The organism is Stutzerimonas stutzeri (genome assembly GCF_000590475.1).
GTDB classification, from domain to species: Bacteria; Pseudomonadota; Gammaproteobacteria; order Pseudomonadales; family Pseudomonadaceae; genus Stutzerimonas; species Stutzerimonas stutzeri_D.
In genome coordinates this window covers 1307676-1333669 of record NZ_CP007441.1, presented here as the reverse complement: position 1 = coordinate 1333669, position 25994 = coordinate 1307676, and the positions used below count along the sequence as shown (strand labels likewise).

Genomic DNA, 25994 nt, shown 5'->3' with positions numbered 1-25994 from the left:
TGCGGCTAAGAGGCGCTTGGCAGCGTCCCCGACCTGACACAGCATTCGTGCAATTAGGACAGTACTTTACCCGACGCGATCCCGCCCCGCATGCATGACGCTCGCTAAGCTGTTCCACGAGACTCTTATGGATTACTTCATCATCACGGTTGTCACGCTGGCCGGGCTGGTTTTCCATGCCTGGCTGTTTGTTCGTTTCAGACGCTGGGCCGACCGAGACCTGGCCCTATCGTTGGCAGGGGACGATCCGAACAAGCGTGAATGGGCATTGCAACGGCTCGCGGCAGCGAAGACCGCTCACGTAAAAAGAAGGGATCTACAAACTTGGTTGGAACGGGAGCTGGAGCGCTACAACGCGAGTAATGTCGCGGTCAGCGGCCGACCCTCACCATAACAGGCGCCATGCCCGAATACCGGCGATCTAACCGAATCAGGGCGCCAGCCGCTCGCGCTGCCAGATACTGGCGACACGCCGGTAATTGAGACGGTCGTGCAGACGGCTGGGACGTCCCTGCCAGAACTCCATTCGCTCCGGTAGCAAACGGTAACCACCCCAGTGAGGCGGACAGTCCGGCATCTGGTCCAGAAAGCGCTGCTCAGTCTCAGCGAGCATTCGTTCGAGTTCGGCCCGGTCGCGAATGACCCGGCTCTGCGGTGATGCCCAGGCACCCAGGCGGCTGCCCAGCGGGCGTACTTGATAATAGGCGTTCGACTCGGCAGCACTGACCTTTTCGACCCGCCCCTCGATACGTACCTGACGCTCCAGGCTCGGCCAGAAGAATGTCATCGCGGCAAACGGACAGGCCTGCAGCTGCTCCGCCTTGGCACTGTCATAGTTGCTGAAGAAGCTGAAGCCGCGATCATCCAGCGCCTTGAGCAAGAGCACACGACAATGCGGACGCCCTTCGGCATCCACTGTGGCCAGGGTCATGGCGTTGGGCTCGACCGGAAGCTGCTCCGTTTGCACCGCATCTGCGAACCATTGCCGAAAGAGTGCGAAGGGTTCGTCCGGTGCATTCGCTTCACTGAGGCCTTCCCGAGTGTAGTCGCGGCGCATATCGGCCAAGGTCTGGGTCATTGCGGTATTCCTGGAACAGTCGAAACCTGAGGTTACCGGTTTGATCGCGACTCCCTCTTGACGCAACGCAAAAACAGCATCGCAGTGCGCTGCGCGAGCTTTATTTGGCCTTGGTCACCTCTGCCGCGGCCACTTGAGTCGGGTTGGGTGCCTCGCTGTACTGGCCAATCAACGCCAGAAGAGTCGGCTGAGGCGCCAGAACCATCTCGACGCGACGATTCAGCGCACGGCCTTCTTCATTTTCATTCGAGGCTCGCGGGACGTCGGAGCCCAGCCCGCGAATGCGCAGCCGATTGTGCTTCAAGCCGCTGAGACGGAAGATTGCGGCCACGGCGCCAGCACGCTGGCGACTGATGTCACGGTTGACGTCGGCTGATCCCGTACTGTCGGCGTGCCCCAGCACGACCACAGCGGTTTTCTCGTCGCCTTCCACCAGTTTGGCCACCCTACTGAGGGGACCGAGCGTGACAGGCAGTAACATACCAGGACGGTCGGGGTTGAACGATGCATCGACAGGCGCGGTGACTACGAGCACCCCTTCGCGACGTTCGAGTTCGAAACGACTGTCCTTCAACGCATCTCGCAGTCGCGGCTCATAGCCATCCATCCAGGCAGGATCAATCACGGGTTCTGGGACGATGGATACTTCGGCCGGCTTGTCGCTGTTGGAGCTACAGCCAGCAATGACCATGCAGAGAATAAAGGAGGCGCTTTTCAGCAGGTTCATGAGCCAGGTTCCGTGAAAGGTAAATTTGCGAATACAAGCGACGCGGGATAGGCACGAGCTTAAGCAAGGATCTGCCTCAAATTGTGGACGCAGGTCATTGTTATGAAAAGTCCTCCCCTGACGAACAGACGAGCGGTTTAGCCCAAACAGGTTTTCACGGTCCGCGCCAATTCCTGCGCGCGCGGATCCATCAAGACATAGGGGCCGAGTGTATTGGTGACATAACCGAACGCCAAGTCACGTTGCGGATCAGCGAAACCAATGCAGCCACCCGCCCCCGGATGACCGAAGGCGCCGGGTCCCATTGCAAAGGTCGCGTTTTCCACTTCCGGTTGATCCAACCAGCAGCCCAATGCGAAACGTGTACGGCTGAGCAAGGTGCGGTCTTCGCCGAGGCAATGTTCACGCGTCATCTCGGTCAGTAGCTCGTAATCGAGCAGCTCGCCGCGTAGCAGTCCGTCGTAGAAACCCGCCAGCGCGCGTGCGTTTCCGTGGCCGTTGGCAGCGGGCTGTGCCATCCGACGCCACTCAGGCTTATTGGCACTGTTCATGATCGACGGCGGATTGGTGAAAGCGCGCGCAGTCAGCGACTGCGGATCCCCGGTCAACGCCTTGAAGACACGCTGGGCCGCCGCATCGCCGAAGTTGTTTTTCTGTCGAGTCAGGTATCCGACACGGTCGAACTCGGCATCCGCCAGACCAACATGGAAGTCCAGGTTCAGGGGTCGAGCGGTACGCGCGACGATCGCCTCGCCCGGCTCACGGCCATCAGCGCGACGGATCAGTTCGCCGAGCAGCCATCCGTAGGTAATCGCGGCGTAGCCATGGCCATCGCCCGGCGTCCACCAGGGGCTTTCGGCAGCCAACGCCGCGGTCATCACCTCCCAGTCATACAACGCCTCAGGTGGAAGTGGCTGACGAATGGCAGGCAGCCCGGCCTGATGGCTGAGCAACTGCCGTAGCGTAATTGCCTGCTTGCCGTTGGCGGCGAACTCAGGCCAGAGCCGCGCCACCGGTTCGTCCAACTGCAGCTTGCCTTCGCCGACCAATTGCAAGGCAGCCACCGCAGTAAAGGTCTTGGTGCAAGAAAACAGATTGACCAGCGTATCGCTTTGCCAAGCCTGCTCACCGGCGTTATCGGCAACACCGGCCCAGAGGTCGACGACGGTTTCGCCACCGATCTTTACGCACACCGCGGCGCCACGCTGCTGGGTTTGTTCGAACAGGTCACTGAACGTTTCTTTGACCGCCTCGAAACGAAGATCGAAATATCCCTGGATCTGCACGCTCGCGCCCCTCACTTCGTATTGATCGGTGCATTGTTTCAGCCGCACTGGATCAAGGAAACAGATGCGGCACCGATTACCGGACCATTAGCTTTCTGAATAACGACGCATGCCGTGGCGAGTCACCGCGCAACACCGCTAGCCGATCTCGCGCCGGAACGGGGGCAACGCATTGAGAATGGCCTTGCCGTAGCGCTGAGTGACGACTCGACGATCGAGCAACGTGATGGTGCCGCGATCCTCTTCGGTACGCAGCAGTCGCCCACAGGCCTGGACCAGACGCAATGATGCATCGGGTACGGCAATTTCCATGAAAGGATTGCCGCCCCGCGCCTCGATCCATTCGGCCAGCGCTGCCTCCACCGGGTCGTCGGGTACCGCAAAGGGTATCTTGGCGATTACCACGTGTTCGCAATAGGCGCCCGGTAGATCGACACCCTCGGCGAAGCTGGCGAGTCCGAACAGCACGCTCTTTTCCCCGTCATCCACACGCGCCTTGTGCTTGTTCAGCGTTTCCTGCTTGGACAGATTGCCTTGAATCAACACCCGTCGACGCCACTCGCGCTCCAGACCGTCAAATACGTCCTGCATCTGCTTGCGCGACGAGAACAGCACCAGCGTGCCACGCGAGGCCTCAACCAGCTTAGGCAGGTCGCGCACGATCGCTGCCGTATGGGCCGCCGCATCGCGTGGATCGGCATTGAGATCAGGCACTCGCAGCACACCCGCGTCGGCATGATGGAATGGACTCGGCACCACTGCGGTAACTGCGCAGCGCGGCAATCCGGCACGCATGCGATATCGATCGAAACTGTTCAGCGCGGTGAGCGTAGCCGAGGTGACCAGCGCGCCGTAGCAAACATTCCACAGATTGCGTCGCAACGTCTCGGCCGCCAGGATCGGGCTGGCATTGACTTCGATGTCGAATAACGCGCCACCTTCAGCCAGCGTCAGCCAGCGCGCCAGGGGCGGGCTGTCTTCCGGATCATCAACGGTAAAGGCCGTCCACAACTCCCAGTTGCCCTGTGCCCGAGTCAGCAGGCTGCCAAACAGCGGATACCACTCTTCTGCCTGATGACTGGCAATGCCGACACCCGCTTCGCCATCCATCGCTTCCTTGAGCAGTTCGGTTAGTCGTGTGAATAAATCGTTGAGCTTGGCGAAGCCCTTCTTCAGCTCGACGCCCAACTCGACCAGATGCTCAGGTACCACTCCACCGACAAAACGGTGTCGCGGCCGCTCCCGGCCTTCCATGTCTTCGCCGGCTTTGAAATCAGCCAATTGCTCGCAGGCGCTGAACATGAATTGCTGCTGGCTGCGCAGATCACTCGCTATCTCAGGCACCGCCTCGATCAGCCGGCCGAGGTCGCCCGGTAGCGGATGCTGGGCGAGCAGCTTGGTCAGATTCTTTTCGACCTGCGCAAGCCAATCCGCGGTAGAGCGCAGACGTGTGAAGTGAGCGAAATGGCCGATAGCCTTGTCCGGCAAATGATGGCCTTCGTCGAACACATAGAGGGTGTCGCGCGGATCCGGCAGCACCGCCCCGCCACCAAGGGCTAGGTCGGCGAGCACCATGTCGTGATTGGTGACGATGACGTCGACCTTGGTCATGCCCTCGCGCGCTTTGTAGAACGCGCACTGCTGGAAATTGGGGCAGTGGCGACCGGTGCATTGGCTGTGATCGGTGGTCAGACGGGACCAGTCCGGGTCGGCAAGCTCTTCGGGCCAGCTGTCACGATCGCCGTCCCAGCGGTTGCCGGCAAGCTTCTCGATCATGCTGCCAAACAGCTTCTCGCTGCGCTCGTCCACGTCGATACGAAAGCCTTCCTCCTCGAACAGCTGAGCAGTGGCGCTCTGCGCCTGGCCTTCTTGCAGCAACACGTCGAGCTTGGACAGGCATAGATAGCGGCCGCGGCCTTTGGCCAGTGCGAAGGAGAAATTCAGGCCGCTATTGCGCATCAGATCCGGTAGATCCTTGTGCACGATCTGCTCCTGCAACGCGACGGTAGCTGTCGCGATCACCAGGCGCTTTCCCGCAGCTTTCGCCGTGGGGATGGCCGCCAGGCTGTAGGCAACCGTTTTGCCGGTCCCCGTCCCGGCCTCGACCGCGACGATTGCCGGCTCTCCATCCCGCCGACCTTCGTCGTCGGCCTTGATCGCACCCAGGACTTTCGCCACCTCGGCGATCATCAGGCGCTGGCCGTAGCGGGGCTTAAGGCCTTTGGCGTCGAGGAATCGAGAGTAGGCGCCCTGGATTTGGGACTTGAGTTCGGTGCTGAGCATGGGCGCGGAAGCTGTATATATTTTCAGTATTTCAAGTGGGTGGCTATGATAGCGCGCGTTTACTCAATCGCCACCGGAGATTTCCCATGACCGCCTTCGCTCTGCCCTATTCACTCCATGTCCTGGCCGCCGTAATTTGGGTCGGAGGCATGTTTTTCGCCTGGATGGTGCTTCGCCCGGCCGCCGTGTCCGAGCTGCAGGCACCCGAGCGGTTGAAATTGTGGGCCGAGGTGTTTCGCCGTTTCTTCAAATGGGTTTGGGTCACGATATTGGTATTGCCCATCAGCGGTATCGGCATGTGGCATATGCGCTTCGACAGCCTGAATGCGGCGCCCCGCTACGTACACATCATGGCCGGAATATTTTTGGTGATGCTGGCTCTGTTCCTGCGCATCCAGCTGCTGCAGTTACCTGAGCTCAAGCGCGCAATCACCGCGCAGAATTGGCCGGAAGGCGGCGCGGCGCTAGGAAAGATCCGTCGGCTCGTGGGTATCAACCTGTTGTTGGGAGTGTTGGTTGTCGCGCTGGCCAGCGCTCGCCCGCTGTTCTGACCAGGGGAATCGGCAGCGCAAAGAATAAAAAAGCCGGGCTAAAAAGCCCGGCTTTCGTTTCAGCATCCAATCATGGACGCGCTTCAACCTCGGCTTCTACACGACGGTTAATGGCGCGGCCTTCAGCCGTCGAGTTGTCGGCAACCGGACGGGACTCGCCGTAGCCGACCGAGTCGACACGGCTTGCTTCCAGGCCGTACTGATTGACCAACACGTCACGCACGGCGTTGGCACGACGCTCGGACAGGCGCTGGTTGTAGGCATCGGTACCCACCGAGTCGGTGTGCCCCTCGACGACAGTCGACGTCTGCCCGTATTGCTTCATGAAGTCTGCCAGGTCCTCGATGTCGGCCATGCTGTCCTGTTTGACTTCCGCACGGTCGAAATCAAACTTGACGTCCAGCTCAACACGAACAGGCTCGGCCATGGGCTCTGGCTCCGGTTCGGCAACAGGCGTTGGCTCGACGGTCTCGACCATGGCGACAGTTTCCTGTTCGGTACCGTTGGCCCAGCAGTAAGCTGCCGCCATGCCACCGCCGATCAACGCGCCGTATCCGGCATAGGTACTGCTTTCTATTGCCCCCAACGCAGCGCCGCTCACGCCACCGACGGCCGCACAGGTGGGCCAATCCTGCTTCTGCACACCTGCACATCCGGCCAGGACGGTGGTCATCACTATCACGGGTACTGCTGTCCGTAAGCTACTCATCGGTAAAACCTCCTAGTTTGGGATCGGCCAGAGCGCCATGCGGACGGCATAAGCAGCTCCAGTTACAACGAGACTAGGACGGCACGCGCCGCCGCGCTAGTCTTTACGCTTTGACAGATCGTACGAATCGCATTGCTACGGTCTGTAACGCCAGACATCGAGGATCCCGGCTTGGTTGCATCCAACGCTTCACAAACGCCACAACAAGCATTGGCCGCCCTGCTCGACCATCATGTTCCGACACGGCTGTTGCATGTTGGTCGTAGCGACATGCCGGCAGTCGAGGCGTTCAGCCGCAGCCATCGAAACAGCCAGATCGATCGCGCCCCGGCGGCCCCACTATCCGAAGATCTGGCTGGTCGCCGATATGACTTCGCGCTTATCGCCGATTGCCTTGAGCACCTGCCGAAGCGTGATGGTCTGCAATTGCTTGGCGGCATCCGCAACCTCAATGCCAGCCGTATGGCAGTTTTAGTGGACCTGAGCGCCTGCGACTGGCAGGCCACCGACTTCTTCGCACTCGCGTTGCAGATCAGCGCCCGCTTCGAACGAGACAAACAGACCTTGACCCTCTTCACCTACGACCTGCTCGCATACAAGCAGGTTCCGGACTGGCTGAACGCGAAGTTCTGGGCTAATCCGCAGATGTTCGGCAAATATTGGTGGTGAATCGATGATACCCAGCGAACTACAACGTGACGCCAGTTGCCCCTGCGGTAGTGGCGATTCCCTCGACGAATGCTGTGGACGCTACCATCGTGGCCTGCCAGCACCGAGCGCGGAACAGCTGATGCGATCACGCTACAGCGCCTATGTGCTGGGGCTCATCGACTACCTCATAGCCACCACCTTGCCCGTGCAGCAAGAATCGCTGGATCTTCAATCAATGAAGGATTGGAGCGCTTCCAGTGTCTGGCTGGGGCTCGAGGTCGAGGAAAGCCAGCTGTTTGGCGGGCAGCCGGAGCATGCGCTGGTCAGCTTTACCGCTCGCTGGCACGACCTGAGCGGCGAGCATGGCCAACATGAGCGCTCGGCCTTCGTTCAGCACGACGGCAGATGGTATTTCATCGACCCGACAGTCCCGCTCAAAGCCGGTCGCAACGATCCCTGCCCATGCGGCAGTGGCCAGAAATTCAAGAAATGCTGCGCCGCCTATATAAGCGCGTGACCACAAAAAAGCCGGCAAGCGCATCAGGCCAGCCGGCTTTCTTTTTTTCAAGCCCACCGCGCGGTTATTTCTCGACGAACGCACGCTCGATCAGATAATGCCCCGGATCCCCCATACGCGGCGAAGCCTTGAGACCGAAGCCATCCAGAACCTCGCTGGTCTCGGCCAACATGCTCGGGCTGCCACAGATCATCGCGCGGTCATCTTCGGGATTGATCGGAGGTAGACCAATGTCGCTGAAGAGCTTGCCGCTGCGCATCAGGTCGGTCAGGCGGCCCTGATTTTCAAACGGTTCGCGCGTTACGGTCGGGTAGTAGATGAGCTTTTCCTTCAGCGCCTCGCCGAAGAATTCGTTCTGCGGCAGGTGCTCGGTGATGAATTCCCGGTAGGCCACCTCATTCGCATAACGCACGCCATGAATCAGCACGACCTTTTCGAAACGCTCGTAGGTTTCCGGATCCTGAATCACGCTCATGAACGGTGCCAGACCGGTACCCGTGCTCAGCAGATAAAGGTGCTTGGCCGGCAAAAGATCGTCCAGCACCAACGTACCGGTAGGCTTGCGGCTGATCATCAGCGAGTCACCTTCCTTGAGATGCTGCAGGCGTGACGTCAGCGGGCCGTCCGGCACCTTAATGCTGAAAAATTCCAGATGCTCTTCGTAATTGGGGCTGGCGATGCTGTAAGCACGCATCAAAGGCCGGCCTTCCACTTCCAGGCCAATCATCACGAACTGGCCATTTTCAAAGCGAAGCCCCGGATTACGGGTAGTTTTGAAACTGAACAACGTGTCGTTCCAGTGATGCACACTGAGGACTCGCTCGACGTTCAGGTTGCTCATGTACGGATTCCCCTTCTAGCGCGGTGGACGCTTCGATGTTTACGAGAGTTTACCGGCATCGTTAATATCCGCTAAACGAATATTAACGATATGGCTTATCGGTTATATAGATATGCATTTTACGCTGCGTCAGCTACAAGTGTTCGTCTCCGTCGCCCGCCAGGAGAGCGTGTCCCGTGCAGCGCAGAGCTTGGCTCTATCGCAGTCGGCCACCAGCACTTCACTGGCTGAACTGGAGCGTCAGTCCGGCTGCCAGCTGTTCGATCGCGCCGGCAAGCGCCTATGGCTGAATGCGCTGGGCCGACAATTGCTACCGCAAGCCGTGAGCCTGCTTGACCAGGCCAAGGCCATCGAAGACTTGCTGGCTGGCAAGACCGGCTTCGGTTCGCTCAATGTCGGCGCAACGCTGACGATTGGTAACTATCTCGCCACCTTGCTAATCGGCAGCTTCATGCAGCGCCACCCCGAATGCCGCGTGAAGCTGCACGTGCAGAACACCGCACATATTGTCCAGCAGGTCGCGCAGCATGAACTTGATCTAGGTCTGATAGAGGGCGATTGTCAGCACTCGGATATCGAGGTACTGCCCTGGGTCGAGGATGAACTGGTGGTCTTCTGCGCCCCGCAACATGAGTTGGCGAAACGCACCGCGGTAAGCCTGGACGAACTTTCGCGAGAAGCCTGGATCCTTCGCGAACAGGGCTCGGGTACCCGCCTGACGTTCGATCACGCCATGCGTCATCATCCGGCCAAATTGAACATCCGGCTTGAACTGGAGCATACCGAAGCGATCAAGCGCGCCGTCGAGTCCGGATTGGGAATCGGCTGTATTTCCCGTTTGGCATTGCGCGACGCGTTTCGTCGGGGCAGCCTGGTTGCAGTGGAAACGCCCGAGCTGGATCTAGCCCGGCAGTTCTACTTCATCTGGCATTCACTGAAATACCAGACCGCCGCGATGCGCGAATTCATCGAGCAATGCCGGGCGTTGACCGCCGGGGTTCGGCGCAGTGACGAAATAGTCCTACCGACCATCGCTTGATGGCCGCGCAGCAATCGGCCGTCTCGGAGGAAGCTACGATGTCGCGCCGCTGGTACGACTGGACGATACCGCGTTGGGTCCCGTATCCGCGTCTCAACGTCAGCTGCTTGGGATCGAACCCATTTGTTGCAGCAGCAACGCCGCCTGGGTCCTAGTGCGAACGCCCAGCTTGCGGAAGATCGCGGTGACATGCGCTTTGATGGTCGCCTCGGAAACGCTGAGCTCATAGGCGATCTGTTTGTTCAGCAAGCCGTCGCAAACCATGGTAAGGACCCTGAACTGCTGCGGCGTGAGACTGGCGAGCCCTTCGCTGACCGCCTTGGCTTCAGGGCTGACATATGCGACGTCCTGGATATTGGCGGGCCACCAGACGTCGCCGTCGAGTACGACCTGCACCGCTTCCTGGATAGTCTCCAGCGAACTGGATTTGGGAATGAAGCCACTGGCACCGAACTCGCGGGAGCGAGCCACTACCGCAGCATCTTCCTGGGCAGAAATCATCACTACCGGCAATTGCGGATATTGCCCCCTGAGCAACACCAGCCCCGAAAAGCCATAAGCGCCCGGCATGTTCAGATCCAGCAATACCAGATCCCAATCCGAGGTTCGGGTCAATTGAGCTTCCAACTCGGCAATGCTCGCCGCTTCTGACAACCGCACACCGTCGCCCAGGCCAAGCGTCAACGCTTGCTGAAGAGCACTGCGAAACAGAGGGTGATCATCGGCGATAAGGATTTCGTAAGCAGCCATGGCGGACCTATAGTTTTTATTTGGCGCTTTCGCCGACCGGATGAGGGGTCAGGTCGACAAGAACCCGGAATAGTGCTCGGGATTGACCGCGTGATGATATCGCGCCATCACTCGAAATTCGATCACCGTTCCGCATTTAATCAAGCGTTCAACAGAGTCGAACGGTGAAGCTGTGGCCAACCGCATCGGTTTGAGGCAAAGTTCGCGACTTTCTCACACGAGCCCAATCATGCGTAACCAAGCCCTTCGCGCCGATTTCCTGATGCTCATTACGGCCATGATCTGGGGAAGCGCTTTTGTCGCACAGCGGGTCGGAATGGATAACATCGGCCCGTTTCTGTTCACTGGCCTGCGTTTCGCATTGGGTGCAGTCGTGCTGCTTCCTTTGCTGCTGCACCAGGGCCGTGGCGCCGCTCGGCATGAGCCGTTCTTTCAGCGGGGCCTGCTGTTGGGCGGTCTCAGCATGGGGCTAGCGCTCACGCTGGGCATCAATCTGCAACAGGTCGGCCTGCTCTTCACCAGCGTCACCAATTCCGGTTTCATCACCGGCCTGTACGTCATCGTCGTGCCACTGCTGGGGTTGATCATTGGCCAGAAAACCGGAATTGGCACCTGGTTGGGTGCGATTCTGGCAGTGGCTGGAATGGCGCTGCTCAGTATTGGCGAAGACTTTCAGGTCGCCTCCGGCGACTGGATACAGCTGGCCGGTGCATTCGTATGGGGCGTCCACGTGCTGCTGGTAAGTTTTTTCGTCGGCCGTCACGACGCGATCCGTCTGGCCTTTTTGCAGTTCGCCACCTGCGCGGTCGTCAGCCTCGCGCTGGCGGCCTTCTTCGAAGAAGCCAGCCTGGACAGTGTCTGGCTGGCGACACCGGCGCTGGTTTATGGCGGCCTGTTCGCGGTCGGTGTGGGCTATACCCTGCAGGTCGTGGCGCAAAAGCATGCGATTGCCTCGCATGCGGCCATCATCCTTTCGCTCGAGGCAGTGTTCGCCGCGCTGGCTGGCGCCCTATTCCTCAATGAAAGCCTCACTTTGCGCGGTTACTTCGGCTGCGCATTGATGTTCGTCGGCATGCTTGCCGCGCAGCTCTGGCCGCGCAAGCCCATGCCGGCTACAGCCGATAACGGAATCCCGCAAACGGCCAGGCACTGACCCCACCTGGCCGATTAGCGCCGGCCGAACGCCGCCAGCGCTCGGTGGATGGCATCACCCGGGTCGGGCACGCGGTGATGTTTGGCAGCCAGATAGTGATCGGTGAACGCATCGAGCCAGGTGTCCAGCGCGCCTGCGGCCTGATCATCGCCTGCCAGTCCCAGGCACAACGCAGCAACCTCGGCAGTGCACAGATGCTCGCTGCGCGTCGAGCGACGCAGACGATAGCGTGACAACACGTCGGCATGCAGGCTCAGCACCGGTAAACGATTCAGATACGGGCTCTTGCGAAACATCTTGCGCGCTTCGGTCCAGGTCGCATCGAGCAGGATGAACAGCGGGCGCTTGCCCGCCACCACTTCGACTCCCGAAACCACTCGCTCGGGTTCGGCGTATTCGCCGGGAAACACCACAAACGGCTGATACCGAGGATCGGCCAGCAATTCCAACAAGGCCGGCTCCACATCAGTCCGTTGCCAGGTGAAAGCGTGAGTATCGGCCACGATATCCGCAATCAGCCAGCCGGTGTTGCTCGGCTTCAACGGCTCGATGTCATGCATGATCAGGCACATCGCACTTTGCGCCCCTACGCGCGGAAGCCAATCACAGAGACAGTGACTATTGGTGACACGGCAGCGAGCGCAGCGGGGTGTGCGCGAACCCCGGGCGACAAAGGGTTTGGCGCTGCGGGCCAGGCGCGCATCGCGTAAACGGGCTACGGCATGTGGCATGGGGATTTCGATCAGTTAAGTGGAGCGGCAGTTTACCAGCCTGGCCGGAATCCATGCCTCCGCTGAACCGGGCAGACCGACACCGGTCGAACGACGGCAGTTACCAGGAGATTTCTCATGCACCGTCTGACCACTCTATTTACGCTCTGCCTCGCCCTGCCCTTCACTCATACCGCCTCGGCACAGGATCAGGCACTCGGCCAACTGCTCGAAAAAGTTGCCCGAGAAAGCAGCGTAGGCACGCCGCGCGCGATCAATTCAGACCTCCTTGACGAAGGCTACAGCGTCGACGGCGACGAGCTGGTCAACCACCTGAGCGTCCAGCCACGCCACGCCGCGCAGATGCGCGATAACCCAAAGCAGGTTCGCACCCAGCTGGCGGCAAGCGTTTGCAGCAATGACGGTCTGCGTCAACTGATGAGTCAGGGCGCGGTGCTGCGCTTCGAGTTCAGCGAATACCAGAGCAAGAAGCCGATCACCACCGAACGATACCGCGCCAGCGATTGCTGAAGTCCTCACATGCCGAGGGCACTCGCGCGCCGCCCTCGGCAAACCCGTCTAGCGTACAATTCTCGGATCACCCTTACCCGCCACAGCGGCAGCCTCGTCCGGCTTGAGCAGCGCGGTTCGCGGCACGTCGAGCAATCTTGCGCAAGCGGCCAATACGTTAGCCCAGGACGCCCGGTTGGCGAACTGCATGCCCTCCGCGTCCAGCGTACCGCCACGATTGCGATAGCCCAGCACGGAGTTTCGCCGCGCGTCCGGCAGGATAGGCCAGAGGTGGCCGCGCGCGACCTCTGGCCGCATGTGGGTGAGCATCACCCGCAACTCCATTCGTTCAGGAAAGAGTCGTTCGGTCACGCCATCTGCTGCGAGCCCATCGATTTCCCAACGATCGCGCGGGGCCCGAAAACGCCCTGGCTCCTGCAGATAGACAAGTCGATAGGCAACGTCCGCTTCCTTCAGGCGCGCCGCTGCACGTTGCATTTCAGTCAGCTGATAGCTGCCGTTGGCTATTAGCAGAATGGCATCGCCGCCGACCTGCTCGTCGACGACGATCGCTCCGTCCTTTGCCAGTTGCTCGGCCTGCGCCTGATTGAATATCACCGGCCGCTCGCGCTTGGGCATAACCATGCAGGCCAAGCTGCCACGCGCGCGATAGATCGAAGGCAGCAACGCCAAAGCGCTGTTATGGTCCGCCGGGAATAGCACCCTGACCATGTCGCTCATCTCGCCCAGCAGCGCCTCGCAAAAGGTGGTGTCCTGATGAGATTGCTGATTTTTGCCGTTCTCCCAAGTATGCGAAGTGGCGATGAGCGGCCAGCCGAGCCAGCCTGCCGGGCGCCCCACTTCCTTCTGCTGACGCGCGAAGATCAGCGTCTGGCGCACCGCGCCGAGCATCTTCACGCAAAAGGCTTCGTAACTGGCGACGAGGTTCAACCCGCCCTGGTTGGCCAGACATGCGGAAACCACCGCCTCTTCGTTAAGAGCCGTAATGATCTTCCCATCCACCGCCTCAAGTTCACTCTCGGGATCGATCACGCGATGCTTGAGCGCTCGAAGCACGCTACCGAGGCAGTTGCTCGCAAGTTCATCGGGATTGCCTACACGGGGGCGCAACGACGGGTTGGCGCGGGTGAGCGCGACGAAGAAGTCATCCACCGCTGCCATAGGCGAGCAGGCGTTCTCCTGGTAGTTGAGCGGTGGTATCACCGGCTCGGCGGGGCGCCGCAGGGCCAGAGCACTATCCCGCTCCGCCGGACGCCCCTGCCGGGATTGCCGCAGCAGGTCACGAGCGGCCTTGAGCTCGTTCTGCGGCACGAAAAGCGGCGCAACGTGGATATTGAACAGCTCGCGCGAGGAGTCGTCGAAACGCGGATTGCCCGGCAGCGGCAGGTTGTGCGCGGCATTGCTCCCGGCCCCATAGAAGCCGAACCCCTTGACCGTCTCAGCGATGCCATAAGGAATCGGCAACGGATAGCTGAGCAACCCACGCGCCTTTTCCTCGACGCGTCGGACCAGGCGCTGCTCCATTTCCCATAGCGCGCAGACGAAGGCCGCTGGATCACGGCCGTCGAAGGGAATCGGATCGAAACCGCAACGGCTCAGGTGCTGACGAAACCCTTCCAGTCCTTCATGTGTGCCGAGCTGGGTTCGTTGTTCGATGCGCCGGCCGTTTGCAATCATGATCGGCAACGCCATACCGCAGTCCTCGGCGCGCCACCAGCGCGGAATCCAGTCACTGCCGCGCTGCTCCTCGGCCGCGCCATCGGACAGAAAGGCCACGAGTGTCTCACCCGGCAGCGGCATATGGGCGTACTGCAGCTCCGCAAAGCCAAGGTAACCCCCTTCGGCAATTCCGCCGCCGGTATGCGCGTTGACGTGACTACCCAGCGGCGCGGACGGGCTGCCATCCGCCGCCAGGTGATAACCATAGAAATCTTCGAGCAAGCGATTGATGCCGGCCTCGCCCTCATCGTAGGCCCGGGCTTGCTCGGGCTGCATATTATCGGTGAGCAGGTTCAACGCTTCGATCGCTGCGACACAATGGCCTTGGCCCATCAGCCAGGAACGGGTGGTACCGGTCAGAGCATTCAACCCGAGGTAGCCGGCGTAGGCCGGAACCATATTCAGCGAGCCGCCGGTATGCCCCTCTGGTGATGGTTTGAAATCCTCGGCGTCCATCGCCGAGCCATCGAGCCGGGCACGACGCGCGTAGGTCATGTGCACGACCAGCCATAACCCTGCCGAGCCGAGCCGATCGACTGCCTGCAACAAGCGATAAACACTGGCGAGATCCGGCTGCAGATGCGCCTGGACCAACTGATGGGCCAGGCGGAATACGGCGGCATGGGTTTCCAAGGCATGCTCGATGACACCATAGCCGGTTCGCCAACGAGCGAATTCCGGCTGGATTTCGGCGTGGCGGTCCAGTTCGTCGAGGCTGGGCAATAGCTGATTCATGGAACGCTCCATTGAGTAGCAGTGGCGACAGTCTAGTCAGCGCTTGCGGGGCTATCGCTGATATGCATCAAGATGATCAAGCGGATTGGCGGGCATGCTGGGCAAAAACTCACACAGAGGAAGGGCTTCATGGCTTTGCTCAGTTTTCTCGGCGCTATTGGCAGGTCACCGGATCCTGCTATCTGCTATTTGTCACGGGCGGCTGCTAGGCTGGGATAGGTGTTACACGGTTCGCCGCAAGACACCTATCCACGTCGTTCTCGGAGACCGCTTACACACGCTTACACACGGGCACCACCTTGCGCAGGGCGGCACCACACAGAGCCGCAAGCACTAATACAAGGGAGACCTAGTATGCCTTTCGACCCGGACGATTACCTTTCGCGACATTTCAAGACCAGCGGTGCAGAGCTGTCGAAAAAGCTCGATGAGCTGGTGGCACTGGTCGTCCCACCCAACAGCCAGAACCTCCCCCTCTACCGTGAAATGCTGGTCACCGTCATGCGCATGGCTCAGGCCGATCGAAGTCGCTGGGACGCCAAGATTCTGCTGCAGACCATGCGCGAGATGGAGCATGCATTCAGCAGACTCGACCAGTTCAAACGCCGCCGCAAGGTTACGGTGTTCGGCTCGGCGCGTACCCCCATCGAACACCCGTTGTATGCCCTTGCACGCGAACTAGGGGAAACGCTGGCGCGCTATGATCTGATGGTCATTACCGGTGCTGGCGGGGGCATCATGGCGGCGGCGCATGAAGGCGCCGGTACCGATAACAGCCTCGGGTTGAACATTACCTTGCCCTTTGAACAGCACGCCAACCCGACGGTAGACGGCACCGACCATCTGCTGTCGTTCCATTTCTTCTTTGTGCGCAAGCTGTTCTTCATCAAGGAGGCTGATGCACTGGTGCTTTGTCCGGGCGGCTTCGGCACGCTGGACGAAACATTGGAAGTGTTGACACTGATACAGACCGGCAAGAGCCCGCTGGTACCGGTGGTGCTGCTGGACGAGCCCGACGGCACATTCTGGAGGGATGCGCTGAGCTTCATTCGCCGACAGCTAGAGGACAACCGCTACATCCTGCCCACCGACATGCGACTGATGCGGCTGGTCGATAACGCCGAAGATGCCGCCACGGAGATCGACAGGTTTTACAGCAATTTTCACTCGAGCCGCTGGTTGAAAGAACGTTTCGTCATGCGCATGAACCATATGCTGACCGATGCCGCATTAGAGTTTTTGGACAGAGAGTTCGCCGATCTGCGCCTCAAGGGCCGCTTCGAACAGCAAACTTGCTGCGAGATGGAGCTGGACGAGCCGGAGCTGCAACAATTGCCGCGGCTGAGCTTCGTGTTCAACGGCCGCGACCACGGCCGTCTGCGCGAACTGACCGATTTCATCAATGAACCGAAAAACTGGGTGACCCCATCCGGAGCGGAGAGCTAAACCGGACACCGCAAGTCCGGAGACCGGATTCGGCTAAAGAAGATACAGTCGGCACAGCGGCTCAGCCGTCAACTGAGCCGCCCCGCAACAGCCGTCCTATCATGTCCAACGGGTAACCCCGGTAACTGAGGAAGCGGCCCTGCCGCGCTCTTTCCCGCTGATTGCCCGGCAATTCACCGGCAAATTTTCGCATCCAGACGTCCTGCAGCTGCGCACTCCAATCGAAACCGCTGTCACGCAGGGCCTGTTCGATGTCCTCACGGGCCAAGCCTCGCTGGGACAGTTCCTCGCGGATGCGCAAGGGACCGTAACCCGCATTGGCGCGCATGCGTACGAAGCTCTCTAGATAGCGTGCTTCGCTGAGGAGCCCTTCCTCAGCCAGCCGATCCAGCGCCGGCTCGATGAGCTCGACAGGCGCGCCTCGTGAGCGCAACTTGCGGCTCAATTCGATGCGCCCATGCTCCCGACGGGCCAGGAGATCCATGGCTGCCCGCCGCACAGCAGCGGGGCTATCGAGCACCACCGGCATACCGATCAGAGATCGGCTTCGGCCAAATCTTCGGCAACCGGGCTGGCCTTGGTATTCGGCGCAACCACCAGCAGCTTGTCGCGAATCTGCTGTTCGATCTCACGACCGATTTCCGGGTTTTCTTCCAGGTATTTGGCCGCATTGGCCTTGCCCTGACCGATCTTGTTGCCCTTGTAGGCGTACCAGGCACCCGACTTCTCGACCAGACCTTGTTGCACACCCAGGTCGATGACTTCACCGTTGCGGTAGATACCTTTGCCGTAAAGGATCTGGAACTCGGCCTGGCGGAACGGCGGTGCCACTTTATTTTTGACGACCTTAACGCGGGTTTCGCTGCCGACCACTTCGTCGCCTTCTTTCACCGCACCGGTACGACGAATGTCGAGGCGAACCGAGGCGTAGAATTTCAGCGCGTTACCGCCAGTGGTGGTTTCCGGGCTACCGAACATCACGCCGATCTTCATGCGGATCTGGTTGATAAAGATCACCAGGCAATTGGCGTTCTTGATATTACCGGTGATCTTGCGCAGCGCCTGGGACATCAGACGTGCCTGCAGACCCACGTGGGTATCACCCATCTCGCCCTCAATTTCCGCCTTGGGTACCAGGGCAGCTACGGAGTCGACGATGATCACGTCAACCGCATTGGAACGCACCAGCATGTCAGTGATCTCAAGCGCCTGCTCGCCAGTATCCGGCTGCGAAACCAGCAGGTCGTCGACGTTGACACCGAGCTTACCGGCGTAATCGGGATCGAGCGCATGCTCGGCATCGACGAAGGCACAGGTCGCGCCCATCTTCTGCGCTTCTGCGATAACCGACAGCGTCAGGGTGGTTTTACCGGAAGATTCCGGACCATAGATTTCAACGATTCGCCCTTTCGGCAGACCACCGATGCCCAGCGCGATATCCAGGCCCAGCGAGCCGGTGGAAATGGAGGGAATCGCCTGGCGATCGTGATCGCCCATGCGCATGACCGCGCCTTTACCGAACTGCTTTTCGATCTGGCCCAAGGCGGCAGCCAAGGCGCGCTTCTTGTTCTCGTCCATTACAATCCTCACTTGATCAAGAGGGCCAGAGGCCACAACAACTGTATAAGTAGACAGTATTAGAGCATAGGCATTATGACGCGCCTAGCCCTGAAACGGATTTTCTCCCGCCACAAGCCTGCTCAACCCGACGAGCGCAGCTTCCACGCTCTGCTCACGTACAGCCTGCCGATCACCGGCAAACTGGAAACGCCGGGCAACGACCTGCTCGCCAGCTGCCCAGGCGAGCCACACAGTGCCAACCGGCTTCTCGGGCGAGCCCCCGCCTGGCCCGGCGACGCCGCTCACCGCGACACCATAACGCGCCCCGCTGACATGCTGCGCGCCACGCGCCATGGCTTCGACTACTTCGCGACTGACGGCGCCCACCTGAGTGAACAACACGGCCGGCACGTTCAGCAGACGGGTTTTCTGTGCATTGGAGTAGGTCACGAAGCCCGCTTCAAACCACGCCGAGCTACCGGCAATGCGGGTGATGGCTTCGGCTATGCCTCCGCCGGTGCAGGATTCGGCGGTGGTCACCTGTGCAGACTGCGCTTGTAATGCAGCCCCCAGCCTTGCAGCCAGATCGGTCAAAGATGACATGAGTGCTCCGGACAGCAGTTTCGAAATGCCTACCTTAACAGGCCTTGTCGGACGATGATTCAGCCCGCCATCGTCTATAAGCCAAACTGCGCAGCGATACCGGGCGATGCGCAACTCGCGCGGCGCATTGGGACGTTCACCTGCTATCCCAGTGCCGCTGCATTTCAAGAAACAGGAACGATGCGGTCCAGGTAATCAGCACCAGTCCGGTCAGCGCCTCGACCCCAGTCAAAAACCTGACCGGCCCAACCGGGTGAATATCGCCGAACCCAAGAGTGGTGAAGGTCGTGAAGGAAAAATAAACGCAGTCCATCAGACCACCGCTGAACTGTCCGAAAAGTTCGCCCCATCCAGGCGCGCGATTCATGAAGTAATAGGCGAATGCGAATATCCACACTTCCACCGTATGCGCCGCGAGCGCGCCGCATACGCCGAAAACGATACCGACTCGATGATTGAAGCGCGGCTTGACTCGGCGAACCGATAGACGTGACAGAAACTCGTAATGCACCACCACAACTGTCACGACGACAAAGAGGTTCACCAGCGAGACGATTATCAGGTTGGGTGCCGAATCCAGTGCTTGCGTCAGTTCTGTCATTTGCTCGATCTAGCGATTTTGACCCACGGCGGAGGGGCGGGCTCCCTGCTGTCAGCATCAGGATGCCGAATAGCGCAAACAGGGAAGTGCCGCATCGATACACAGACAGCCCATGCTAACCTTGCCGGTTTGATCCAGCCGGCACAATCAGGGTTGCCTGCCGATGGCCGCAACAGCCGACGAGGCACTCAGCGGCCGCTATTCCTGCATCTATTTCAAGTATCGAGCTATATGTCGTCACAAGACCTGTCCCACCACACCCCCATGATGCAGCAGTACTGGAAGCTCAAGCGCGAGCATCCTGACCAGTTAATGTTCTACCGCATGGGTGACTTCTACGAGCTCTTCTACGAAGACGCCAAGAAAGCCGCGAAGCTGCTGGATATCACTCTGACCGCCCGCGGCCAATCCGGCGGCAATGCGATCCCGATGGCGGGCATCCCCTTCCACTCCGCTGAAGGCTACCTTGGACGCCTGGTCAAGCTGGGCGAGTCGGTGGTGATCTGCGAGCAGATCGGCGACCCCGCGACCAGCAAGGGGCCGGTGGAACGTCAGGTGGTACGCATCATCACGCCGGGCACGGTCAGCGACGAAGCACTGCTCGACGAGCACCGTGACAATCTCTTGGCCGCCGTGGTGGGCGACGAAAAACTGTTCGGGCTGTCGGTGCTGGACATCACCAGCGGGCGCTTCAGCGTGCAAGAGTTCAGCGGATGGGAAACCCTGCTGGCCGAGGTGGAACGCCTGAACCCCGCCGAGCTGATGATTCCGGATGACTGGCCGGCCAACTTGCCGGTGGAAAAGCGCCGCGGTGTGCGCCGGCGTGCGCCTTGGGATTTCGACCGCGACAGCGCGTTCAAGGGCCTCTGCCAGCAGTTCGGCACCCAGGAGCTGAAAGGGTTCGGCTGCGAAAAGCTGACCCTGGCGATTGGCGCCGCCGGCTGCCTGCTGACCTACGCCAAGGAAACCCAGCGCACCGCTTTGCACCATCTGCGCAGTCTGCGCCATGAGCGTCTCGACGACACCGTGATCCTCGACGGCGCGACCCGGCGCAATCTGGAGCTGGACATCAACCTGGGCGGCGGTCGCGAAAACACCCTGCAGTCGGTCGTCGACCGCTGCCAGACCGCCATGGGCAGTCGTCTGCTCAGCCGCTGGCTGAACCGCCCGTTGCGCGATCGTGGTGTGCTCGAGGCCCGTCAGGATTCGATCACCTGCCTGCTGGAGCATTACCGCTTCGAACAGATCCAGCCGCAGCTCAAGGAAATCGGCGATCTCGAACGCATTCTCGCGCGGATAGGCCTGCGCAATGCCCGCCCGCGTGATCTGGCGCGTCTGCGCGATGCGCTGGCCGCCTTGCCGCAACTACAGGACGGCATGCAGGAGTTGGTGGCGCCGCACCTTACCGAACTGGCCGCCACCATCCGCACTTATCCCGAACTGGCCGAGCTACTGGCCAAGGCGATCATCGACAATCCGCCGGCGGTCATCCGCGACGGCGGGGTGCTGAAAACCGGCTACGACGCCGAGTTGGACGAATTGCAGTCGCTGTCCGAAAACGCCGGCCAGTATCTGATGGACTTGGAAACCCGCGAGAAGGCCCGCACGGGGCTGGCCAACCTCAAGGTTGGCTACAACCGCGTGCATGGCTACTTCATTGAGTTGCCGAGCAAGCAGGCCGAGTCGGCGCCTGCCGACTACATCCGCCGGCAGACTCTCAAGGGCGCCGAGCGTTTCATCACCCCGGAGCTTAAGGAATTCGAAGACAAGGCGCTGTCTGCCAAGAGCCGGGCCCTGGCACGTGAAAAACAGCTTTATGAGGAGCTGCTCGAGCGGCTCATCGGGCACCTGGCACCGTTACAGGAAAGCGCCGCGGCGCTGGCCGAGCTCGACGTCCTGAGCAACCTGGCCGAGCGCGCCCTGACACTGGATCTCAATCGCCCACGCTTCGTCGAGCATCCTTGCCTGCAAATTGAGCAAGGCCGCCATCCGGTGGTCGAGCAAGTCCTGCAGACGCCATTCGTGGCAAACGATCTCGCTCTCGATGACGACACCCGCATGCTGGTCATCACCGGCCCGAACATGGGCGGCAAGTCGACCTACATGCGCCAGACTGCCCTGATCGTGCTGCTCGCACAGATCGGCAGCTTCGTCCCGGCGAAAACCTGCGAGCTGTCGTTGGTCGACCGCATCTTCACCCGTATCGGCTCTTCGGACGACCTGGCCGGCGGCCGCTCGACCTTCATGGTGGAGATGAGCGAGACCGCCAATATCCTGCACAACGCCAGCGACCGCAGCCTGGTGCTGATGGACGAGGTCGGCCGTGGCACCAGCACCTTTGATGGCCTATCGCTGGCCTGGGCGGCGGCCGAGCACCTGGCCCATCTGAGCTCCTTCACGCTGTTCGCGACTCACTACTTCGAACTGACGGTGCTGCCGGAAAGCCAGCCGGTCGTGGCCAACGTGCATCTGTCGGCCACCGAGCACAACGAGCGCATCGTCTTTCTACACCACGTTCTGCCGGGGCCGGCCAGCCAGAGTTATGGCCTGGCGGTGGCACAGCTGGCGGGGGTTCCCGGCACGGTTATTCAACGTGCACGCGACCATCTGTCGCGGCTGGAAACCACCAGTTTGCCCCATGAAACGCCGAAAATCGCCGCTGGCCAGCCCGCACCGCCGATGCAGAACGACCTGTTCGCAAGCCTGCCGCACCCAGTGGTCGAAGAATTGGGGCGAATCAAACCCGATGATATGACTCCGCGCCAAGCGCTGGACCTGCTATACAACCTGAAAGCTCGTGTCTGACGGCTGCGAAAAAGCTGCTAGAATCGCGCGCATTTTTTGGATATGTGCGGCATTTGCCTGGTGTCGCCATAGCCCTGCCGAACGGGGGCGTCTTTGCAACGCCACCTGACACGCCCGAGGAGATAGCTAGAAATGACCTTCGTCGTCACCGACAACTGCATCAAGTGCAAATACACCGACTGTGTGGAAGTCTGCCCGGTCGACTGCTTCTACGAAGGCCCGAATTTTCTGGTAATTCATCCAGATGAGTGCATCGACTGCGCGCTCTGCGAGCCGGAGTGCCCGGCTCAGGCGATCTTCTCCGAGGACGAGGTGCCCGACGATCAGCAGGAGTTCATCGAACTGAACGCCGATCTGGCGGAAGTCTGGCCGAACATAACAGAGAAAAAGGATGCCCTGGCGGATGCTGAAGACTGGGATGGGGTGAAGGATAAACTTCAGCACCTGGAGCGCTGAGCTGATCCGCTCGCCAAAACAAAAAATGCCCGCTGATGCGGGCATTTTTTATCAAGCTATCGATCAGGCGCGATCGACGCCTTTCTTCAAGGTGTCCTTGGCTTCGCCCTTGACCTGCTGCGCATCGCCTTTGATCTCCTGACGCTGGCCTTCATTCTTCATGCGCTCGTTGTCGGTTGCCTCACCGAGACCCTGCTTTGCCTTGCCGGCGGCTTCGTTGAGGTTGCCTTTCATCTTGTCTTCGGTACTGCTCATGGCATGTTCCTCTTTTTCATGGGTGTCGTTAAGTGGACCGGAGCGGTCGCCGGATAGTTTCGCTTTTCCGAGCAACGGTACCGCAACCGGCTTTTCAGAGCTTCGGCATGCTCAACCGTTGCGCGCTTTCACCAGGCGGTTGAATAGCGGCCGACCCGCCAGATGCAAGAACAGCGGTGCACCTGCAATCAGATAGAAGTAATAGGTCACGAAGCGCCAGATAAGGATTGCGGCCGCGGCTGTGGACTTGCCCACCAGCGGCGCAAGCAACGCCGCCGATGCCAGCTCGGCGCTACCGGCGCCGCCCGGCAACAGGCTCAGTTGGCCGGCGGTCAATGCCAGCAGTTGGACGATGAAGGTCCAGGCCCAGGCGAGCTGGCTACCCAGCCCTTGCAAGGTGAGATACAACACGCTGTAGCGCAGCAACCAATGCAGCGTGGTCAGAATGAACACCCCCAGCAAAATCGTCCGTGGCAGTCGGAAACAATCCAGCAATGCATTACGGAAACTCAACACCTTCCTGGCCCAGGTACGCTTGCGGGATTCGCCCACACCGAGCCGACCGACCAGCCAGCCATTCAGCAGAAATACCTGACGGTGAAAACGTCCGAGCAGCGCCAGTAATACCATCAGGGCGATCAGCAGCGCTGCACTGACCCCGAGCAGACTGGCGATGTAAGCATTCAGCGAATGGGTCACCGCATAGATCAGCACACCCACCAGGGCACACGCGAAGAACAGCAGGTCGGTCAGCTGTTCGACTGCATAGGTTGCCGTGCCCTTGGCCGGTGTAACGCCCTGCCGACGCAACAAGGCCATCATCGTCAGCGGCCCGCCGGCACCGCCCGGTGTTGCGCAGATCGCGAATTCGGTAGCGATGACGACACCCAGGGCGCGGCGCTGCCCAATCCGCCGTCTGCCCACCAGCAAGCGCAGACGTAACGCATTGAGGTACCAGCCGAGCAGAATCATCCCGAGCATGCTCAACAATAACCACGGAGGAAAGCCCAACAACCGCTCGAACAGTCCGCTTCCCCCTAGCAACAGAGGGATCAACGCAGCGACCAGCAATGCGCCCAGCAGCAGCCACCAACGGCCGCTCATGCCGCTGCGCTCGAAGCCAAAGCATGTTGATTCAACCAGTCGATCTTGGTCCGCGGATACCGACCGTCTTCCATTAGGCGAATCAGCAGGTCCAGCCAGTAATCACGCGAAAAATCATGCCGCATATCCACCGGATGCAGCCCCAGACGCAGCACCGGTGCCTGCCGATGACGATTGAGCATCTGTTCGCTGACCACCCGGGAGATCCCGCGACGCCAGGCGCTGCGCGCGCTCCAGACCAGGCCCGGCGCACCTATCGGGGCGTAGTCGGGTAACAGGTAGAAGTGCCCAGGGTCACTGGTATAGGTCAAACCGGTTGTCGCCAGCGCGCGCCGCGCGCCCGGTCCAAGCAACCAGGCCGGCGCTACGAAACCATGCAGCGGCCATTGCAGCCGTGCAAACAACTCAATGCCTCGCTGCAGCCGTCGCGCCGCTTCGGCTTCGTCGAGCGGATAGAACTCGCCTTCGTGGGTGAACACACGACGCATGAACCAGTCCCGCGGCGCGCGCGGCGGCGGTGCTTCGTCGGCATGATAGTAGCCGTGCAACACCAGCTCATCGCCGCGCGCCAGCCGACCGTCGAGCATGCGGCAGAACCCGGGATGATCTTCTAGCCGATTGCGCCGGTGAAAATCCGGCACCACCAGCCAGGAAATCGGGATATCGCCCAGCGCGTCGACCGCCTGCACGAAAGGCTGATAGTCCACCCAGGTTTCAGGCGCTACATCGTGCAGCACTAACATCAGACTGCGCTCAGCCATGCACGGCAACCGGCAGATCGGCTGTACCCAACACGGCGTGATAGTGCGCAAGTAGTCCTGCGACCACGGCGTCCCACGCGTGATGCGCCTCGACATGCTGGCGGGCTTGCATTCCCAGCAGCCTGGGATCGTCCTCGAACAGCTCCTGCACCGTCTGCGCCATCGCCTGGGCATCCAGAGGGCGGCACAGGCGACCGGTATGAAACGGCACCAATTCGGGCAGCGCACCGGCTCGCGCCGCAATCACCGGAATGCCGCTGGCCATGGCTTCCAGTGCGACCAGGCCGAAGGTCTCTTGATTGCCGGCATGCAACAACACATCGCAGCTGGCCATATAGCGCGCGACGTCCGATGCAGGGCAGAAGCGATCGATCACCGACACGTTCGCCGGCACCCGGTGGGGCATGCTCGACCCCACCAGCAGCAGATGGTAGGGCTTACCGAGCAGGCGGGCGGTTTCCAGCAGGACATCGATGTTCTTCTCTCTCGAGCCGCGCCCGGCAAAGATCATCAGCCGCACATCGTCTTCCAGCCCTAGTTCCCGACGCAGCTGCGGATCGCAGCGATCCGGGCGAAAGGTCTCCAGATCGACACCCAGTGGCTGCACGTAGACGTTGTCGACGTCCAGCTGCCGCAACTTTTCCGCCATCACCCGGCTCGGCGCCAGTACCCGGTCGAAACTGCTGTACAGCCGTGAGACATAACCATTCATGTTGGTACCCAGCCAGCCGCCAATCCGGTTGCTGACCAGCAATGGCAAGTCGGAGTGGTAGAAGCCGATTACCGGAACGTCGAGACGTCGGCCGGCATCGAGCGCCGCCCAGGCGGTCATGTAGGGATCGCCGACCTCGATCACATCGGGACGCAACGCGCGCAGCTGATTGCGCCACGGCGCGCGTCGTACCGGGAAACGGTAACCCTTGCCGAAAGGCAGAGCCGGCGCGGGTATCTGGTAAATGCCGCCGTCATGGCTGTAGCTGTCTCCCGGCACCAGAATGCTGTGACGGACCCCCGAATACAGCTGCAGGCGTCGGTGTTTGGCCTCGAGGTAGGTACGCACACCGCCACTGGCGGGGGCGTAGAACATGGTCATGTCGGCGATATGCAAAGTGGAGCGTCTCCG

General features: G+C 60.5%; 27 protein-coding genes. 10 read left to right on the top strand and 17 right to left on the bottom strand.

Annotation, left to right across the window (positions count from 1 at the left end; genetic code table 11):
- Positions 1-127 precede the first annotated feature (127 nt).
- Positions 128-394, top strand: a complete 267-nt coding sequence (locus tag CH92_RS06170; protein ID WP_025240908.1) for a hypothetical protein — start codon at positions 128-130, stop codon at positions 392-394.
- A 36-nt stretch (positions 395-430) separates the two neighbouring features.
- Here CH92_RS06170 and pdxH read toward each other — a convergent pair whose 3' ends face one another.
- From pdxH to dinG, 4 genes are all read right to left on the bottom strand, one after another.
- Complete coding sequence (gene pdxH / locus CH92_RS06165; RefSeq protein ID WP_025240907.1) at positions 431-1078, bottom strand: pyridoxamine 5'-phosphate oxidase; 648 nt, start codon at positions 1076-1078, stop codon at positions 431-433.
- 100 nt (positions 1079-1178) lie between these two features.
- Positions 1179-1805, bottom strand: coding sequence for an OmpA family protein (locus tag CH92_RS06160; protein WP_025240906.1), 627 nt, complete (start codon positions 1803-1805; stop codon positions 1179-1181).
- A gap of 137 nt (positions 1806-1942) precedes the next feature.
- Positions 1943-3091 carry an EstA family serine hydrolase gene (locus tag CH92_RS06155; RefSeq protein WP_025240905.1) on the bottom strand — a complete coding sequence of 383 codons (1149 nt, stop codon included), beginning with the start codon at positions 3089-3091 and terminating at the stop codon, positions 1943-1945.
- Between the two features lie 138 nt (positions 3092-3229).
- Complete coding sequence (dinG, locus tag CH92_RS06150; RefSeq protein WP_025240904.1) at positions 3230-5374, bottom strand: ATP-dependent DNA helicase DinG; 2145 nt, start codon at positions 5372-5374, stop codon at positions 3230-3232.
- A gap of 86 nt (positions 5375-5460) precedes the next feature.
- Here dinG and CH92_RS06145 point away from each other — a divergent pair, with 86 nt between their 5' ends.
- Positions 5461-5925: a CopD family protein gene (locus CH92_RS06145; protein WP_025240903.1), complete on the top strand. Its 465-nt coding sequence runs from the start codon at positions 5461-5463 to the stop codon at positions 5923-5925.
- 70 nt (positions 5926-5995) lie between these two features.
- On the opposite strand, the gene CH92_RS22395 is transcribed toward CH92_RS06145, so the two are convergent.
- A complete protein-coding gene (locus CH92_RS22395; RefSeq protein WP_025240902.1) occupies positions 5996-6598 on the bottom strand; it encodes an OmpA family protein in 603 nt (200 codons plus the stop codon).
- A 207-nt stretch (positions 6599-6805) separates the two neighbouring features.
- Here CH92_RS22395 and CH92_RS06135 point away from each other — a divergent pair, with 207 nt between their 5' ends.
- Both CH92_RS06135 and CH92_RS06130 read left to right on the top strand, forming a co-directional pair.
- A complete protein-coding gene (locus CH92_RS06135) occupies positions 6806-7303 on the top strand; it encodes a DUF6231 family protein (protein ID WP_025240901.1) in 498 nt (165 codons plus the stop codon).
- 4 nt (positions 7304-7307) lie between these two features.
- A complete protein-coding gene (locus CH92_RS06130; protein ID WP_038622864.1) occupies positions 7308-7802 on the top strand; it encodes a YchJ family protein in 495 nt (164 codons plus the stop codon).
- A 64-nt stretch (positions 7803-7866) separates the two neighbouring features.
- Here CH92_RS06130 and fpr read toward each other — a convergent pair whose 3' ends face one another.
- Positions 7867-8643 (bottom strand): ferredoxin-NADP reductase, encoded by a 777-nt coding sequence (gene fpr / locus CH92_RS06125; RefSeq protein WP_025240899.1) that lies wholly within the window; start codon positions 8641-8643, stop codon positions 7867-7869.
- A 112-nt stretch (positions 8644-8755) separates the two neighbouring features.
- Here fpr and CH92_RS06120 point away from each other — a divergent pair, with 112 nt between their 5' ends.
- The gene (locus tag CH92_RS06120) at positions 8756-9682 is read left to right on the top strand and encodes a LysR family transcriptional regulator (protein ID WP_025240898.1); all 927 of its coding nucleotides are present in this window, start codon (positions 8756-8758) and stop codon (positions 9680-9682) included.
- A gap of 99 nt (positions 9683-9781) precedes the next feature.
- Here CH92_RS06120 and erdR read toward each other — a convergent pair whose 3' ends face one another.
- Complete coding sequence (gene erdR / locus CH92_RS06115; RefSeq protein ID WP_025240897.1) at positions 9782-10432, bottom strand: response regulator transcription factor ErdR; 651 nt, start codon at positions 10430-10432, stop codon at positions 9782-9784.
- Positions 10433-10661: 229 nt separating this feature from the next.
- Here erdR and CH92_RS06110 point away from each other — a divergent pair, with 229 nt between their 5' ends.
- Positions 10662-11585, top strand: a complete 924-nt coding sequence (locus tag CH92_RS06110) for a DMT family transporter (RefSeq protein WP_025240896.1) — start codon at positions 10662-10664, stop codon at positions 11583-11585.
- A gap of 14 nt (positions 11586-11599) precedes the next feature.
- Here the strand turns inward: CH92_RS06110 and CH92_RS06105 are convergent, their stop codons facing one another.
- Complete coding sequence (locus CH92_RS06105; RefSeq protein ID WP_025240895.1) at positions 11600-12316, bottom strand: tRNA-uridine aminocarboxypropyltransferase; 717 nt, start codon at positions 12314-12316, stop codon at positions 11600-11602.
- Between the two features lie 117 nt (positions 12317-12433).
- Here CH92_RS06105 and CH92_RS06100 point away from each other — a divergent pair, with 117 nt between their 5' ends.
- Positions 12434-12826 (top strand): PA3611 family quorum-sensing-regulated virulence factor, encoded by a 393-nt coding sequence (locus tag CH92_RS06100; protein ID WP_025240894.1) that lies wholly within the window; start codon positions 12434-12436, stop codon positions 12824-12826.
- 48 nt (positions 12827-12874) lie between these two features.
- Here CH92_RS06100 and CH92_RS06095 read toward each other — a convergent pair whose 3' ends face one another.
- Positions 12875-15280, bottom strand: coding sequence for a xylulose 5-phosphate 3-epimerase (locus CH92_RS06095; protein ID WP_025240893.1), 2406 nt, complete (start codon positions 15278-15280; stop codon positions 12875-12877).
- Between the two features lie 354 nt (positions 15281-15634).
- Between CH92_RS06095 and CH92_RS06090 the strand changes: the two genes are divergently transcribed.
- A complete protein-coding gene (locus CH92_RS06090) occupies positions 15635-16726 on the top strand; it encodes an LOG family protein (RefSeq protein ID WP_025240892.1) in 1092 nt (363 codons plus the stop codon).
- A gap of 61 nt (positions 16727-16787) precedes the next feature.
- Here the strand turns inward: CH92_RS06090 and recX are convergent, their stop codons facing one another.
- The 4 genes from recX to CH92_RS06070 all read right to left on the bottom strand — a co-directional run bounded on the left by recX (position 16788) and on the right by CH92_RS06070 (position 19451).
- Entirely contained in the window at positions 16788-17255 is a 468-nt protein-coding gene (recX, locus tag CH92_RS06085; protein ID WP_025240891.1) for a recombination regulator RecX, read from the bottom strand.
- Between the two features lie 5 nt (positions 17256-17260).
- Complete coding sequence (gene recA, locus CH92_RS06080) at positions 17261-18304, bottom strand: recombinase RecA (protein ID WP_025240890.1); 1044 nt, start codon at positions 18302-18304, stop codon at positions 17261-17263.
- 84 nt (positions 18305-18388) lie between these two features.
- A complete protein-coding gene (locus tag CH92_RS06075; protein ID WP_025240889.1) occupies positions 18389-18889 on the bottom strand; it encodes a CinA family protein in 501 nt (166 codons plus the stop codon).
- 136 nt (positions 18890-19025) lie between these two features.
- A complete protein-coding gene (locus CH92_RS06070; RefSeq protein WP_025240888.1) occupies positions 19026-19451 on the bottom strand; it encodes a potassium channel family protein in 426 nt (141 codons plus the stop codon).
- Between the two features lie 270 nt (positions 19452-19721).
- On the opposite strand from CH92_RS06070, the gene mutS reads away from it, so the two are divergent.
- Together mutS and fdxA are read left to right on the top strand one after the other, a co-directional pair.
- On the top strand, positions 19722-22295 hold the full coding sequence (gene mutS, locus CH92_RS06065) for a DNA mismatch repair protein MutS (RefSeq protein WP_025240887.1): 2574 nt from the start codon (positions 19722-19724) through the stop codon (positions 22293-22295).
- A 132-nt stretch (positions 22296-22427) separates the two neighbouring features.
- A complete protein-coding gene (gene fdxA, locus CH92_RS06060) occupies positions 22428-22751 on the top strand; it encodes a ferredoxin FdxA (RefSeq protein ID WP_025240886.1) in 324 nt (107 codons plus the stop codon).
- A 63-nt stretch (positions 22752-22814) separates the two neighbouring features.
- Here fdxA and CH92_RS06055 read toward each other — a convergent pair whose 3' ends face one another.
- From CH92_RS06055 to CH92_RS06040, 4 genes are all read right to left on the bottom strand, one after another.
- On the bottom strand, positions 22815-23006 hold the full coding sequence (locus CH92_RS06055; RefSeq protein WP_025240885.1) for a CsbD family protein: 192 nt from the start codon (positions 23004-23006) through the stop codon (positions 22815-22817).
- 111 nt (positions 23007-23117) lie between these two features.
- Positions 23118-24110 carry a lysylphosphatidylglycerol synthase transmembrane domain-containing protein gene (locus CH92_RS06050; RefSeq protein WP_025240884.1) on the bottom strand — a complete coding sequence of 331 codons (993 nt, stop codon included), beginning with the start codon at positions 24108-24110 and terminating at the stop codon, positions 23118-23120.
- Positions 24107-24871 carry a DUF2334 domain-containing protein gene (locus tag CH92_RS06045; RefSeq protein WP_025240883.1) on the bottom strand — a complete coding sequence of 255 codons (765 nt, stop codon included), beginning with the start codon at positions 24869-24871 and terminating at the stop codon, positions 24107-24109. The genes CH92_RS06050 and CH92_RS06045 overlap by 4 nt, the downstream gene beginning before the upstream one ends.
- Positions 24864-25979, bottom strand: coding sequence for a glycosyltransferase family 4 protein (locus CH92_RS06040; RefSeq protein WP_025240882.1), 1116 nt, complete (start codon positions 25977-25979; stop codon positions 24864-24866). Before CH92_RS06040 ends, CH92_RS06045 begins: the two co-directional genes overlap by 8 nt.
- Positions 25980-25994: the final 15 nt, after the last annotated feature.

What these genes read in the sequence shown, in the direction of transcription:
- CH92_RS06050 (WP_025240884.1), bottom strand. Translation starts at nt 24,110, where the DNA reads ATGAGCGGCCGTTGGTGGCTGCTGCTGGGCGCATTGCTGGTCGCTGCG.
- CH92_RS06105 (WP_025240895.1), bottom strand. Translation starts at nt 12,316, where the DNA reads ATGCCACATGCCGTAGCCCGTTTACGCGATGCGCGCCTGGCCCGCAGC.
- CH92_RS06055 (WP_025240885.1), bottom strand. Translation starts at nt 23,006, where the DNA reads ATGAGCAGTACCGAAGACAAGATGAAAGGCAACCTCAACGAAGCCGCC.
- CH92_RS06160 (WP_025240906.1), bottom strand. Translation starts at nt 1,805, where the DNA reads ATGAACCTGCTGAAAAGCGCCTCCTTTATTCTCTGCATGGTCATTGCT.
- dinG (WP_025240904.1), bottom strand. Translation starts at nt 5,374, where the DNA reads ATGCTCAGCACCGAACTCAAGTCCCAAATCCAGGGCGCCTACTCTCGA.
- CH92_RS06090 (WP_025240892.1), top strand. Translation starts at nt 15,635, where the DNA reads ATGCCTTTCGACCCGGACGATTACCTTTCGCGACATTTCAAGACCAGC.
- CH92_RS06130 (WP_038622864.1), top strand. Translation starts at nt 7,308, where the DNA reads ATGATACCCAGCGAACTACAACGTGACGCCAGTTGCCCCTGCGGTAGT.
- CH92_RS06095 (WP_025240893.1), bottom strand. Translation starts at nt 15,280, where the DNA reads ATGAATCAGCTATTGCCCAGCCTCGACGAACTGGACCGCCACGCCGAA.
- CH92_RS06110 (WP_025240896.1), top strand. Translation starts at nt 10,662, where the DNA reads ATGCGTAACCAAGCCCTTCGCGCCGATTTCCTGATGCTCATTACGGCC.
- CH92_RS06120 (WP_025240898.1), top strand. Translation starts at nt 8,756, where the DNA reads ATGCATTTTACGCTGCGTCAGCTACAAGTGTTCGTCTCCGTCGCCCGC.
- CH92_RS06170 (WP_025240908.1), top strand. Translation starts at nt 128, where the DNA reads ATGGATTACTTCATCATCACGGTTGTCACGCTGGCCGGGCTGGTTTTC.
- erdR (WP_025240897.1), bottom strand. Translation starts at nt 10,432, where the DNA reads ATGGCTGCTTACGAAATCCTTATCGCCGATGATCACCCTCTGTTTCGC.
- CH92_RS06145 (WP_025240903.1), top strand. Translation starts at nt 5,461, where the DNA reads ATGACCGCCTTCGCTCTGCCCTATTCACTCCATGTCCTGGCCGCCGTA.
- pdxH (WP_025240907.1), bottom strand. Translation starts at nt 1,078, where the DNA reads ATGACCCAGACCTTGGCCGATATGCGCCGCGACTACACTCGGGAAGGC.
- CH92_RS06045 (WP_025240883.1), bottom strand. Translation starts at nt 24,871, where the DNA reads ATGGCTGAGCGCAGTCTGATGTTAGTGCTGCACGATGTAGCGCCTGAA.
- fpr (WP_025240899.1), bottom strand. Translation starts at nt 8,643, where the DNA reads ATGAGCAACCTGAACGTCGAGCGAGTCCTCAGTGTGCATCACTGGAAC.
- fdxA (WP_025240886.1), top strand. Translation starts at nt 22,428, where the DNA reads ATGACCTTCGTCGTCACCGACAACTGCATCAAGTGCAAATACACCGAC.
- CH92_RS06075 (WP_025240889.1), bottom strand. Translation starts at nt 18,889, where the DNA reads ATGTCATCTTTGACCGATCTGGCTGCAAGGCTGGGGGCTGCATTACAA.
- recX (WP_025240891.1), bottom strand. Translation starts at nt 17,255, where the DNA reads ATGCCGGTGGTGCTCGATAGCCCCGCTGCTGTGCGGCGGGCAGCCATG.
- recA (WP_025240890.1), bottom strand. Translation starts at nt 18,304, where the DNA reads ATGGACGAGAACAAGAAGCGCGCCTTGGCTGCCGCCTTGGGCCAGATC.
- CH92_RS06100 (WP_025240894.1), top strand. Translation starts at nt 12,434, where the DNA reads ATGCACCGTCTGACCACTCTATTTACGCTCTGCCTCGCCCTGCCCTTC.
- mutS (WP_025240887.1), top strand. Translation starts at nt 19,722, where the DNA reads ATGTCGTCACAAGACCTGTCCCACCACACCCCCATGATGCAGCAGTAC.
- CH92_RS22395 (WP_025240902.1), bottom strand. Translation starts at nt 6,598, where the DNA reads ATGACCACCGTCCTGGCCGGATGTGCAGGTGTGCAGAAGCAGGATTGG.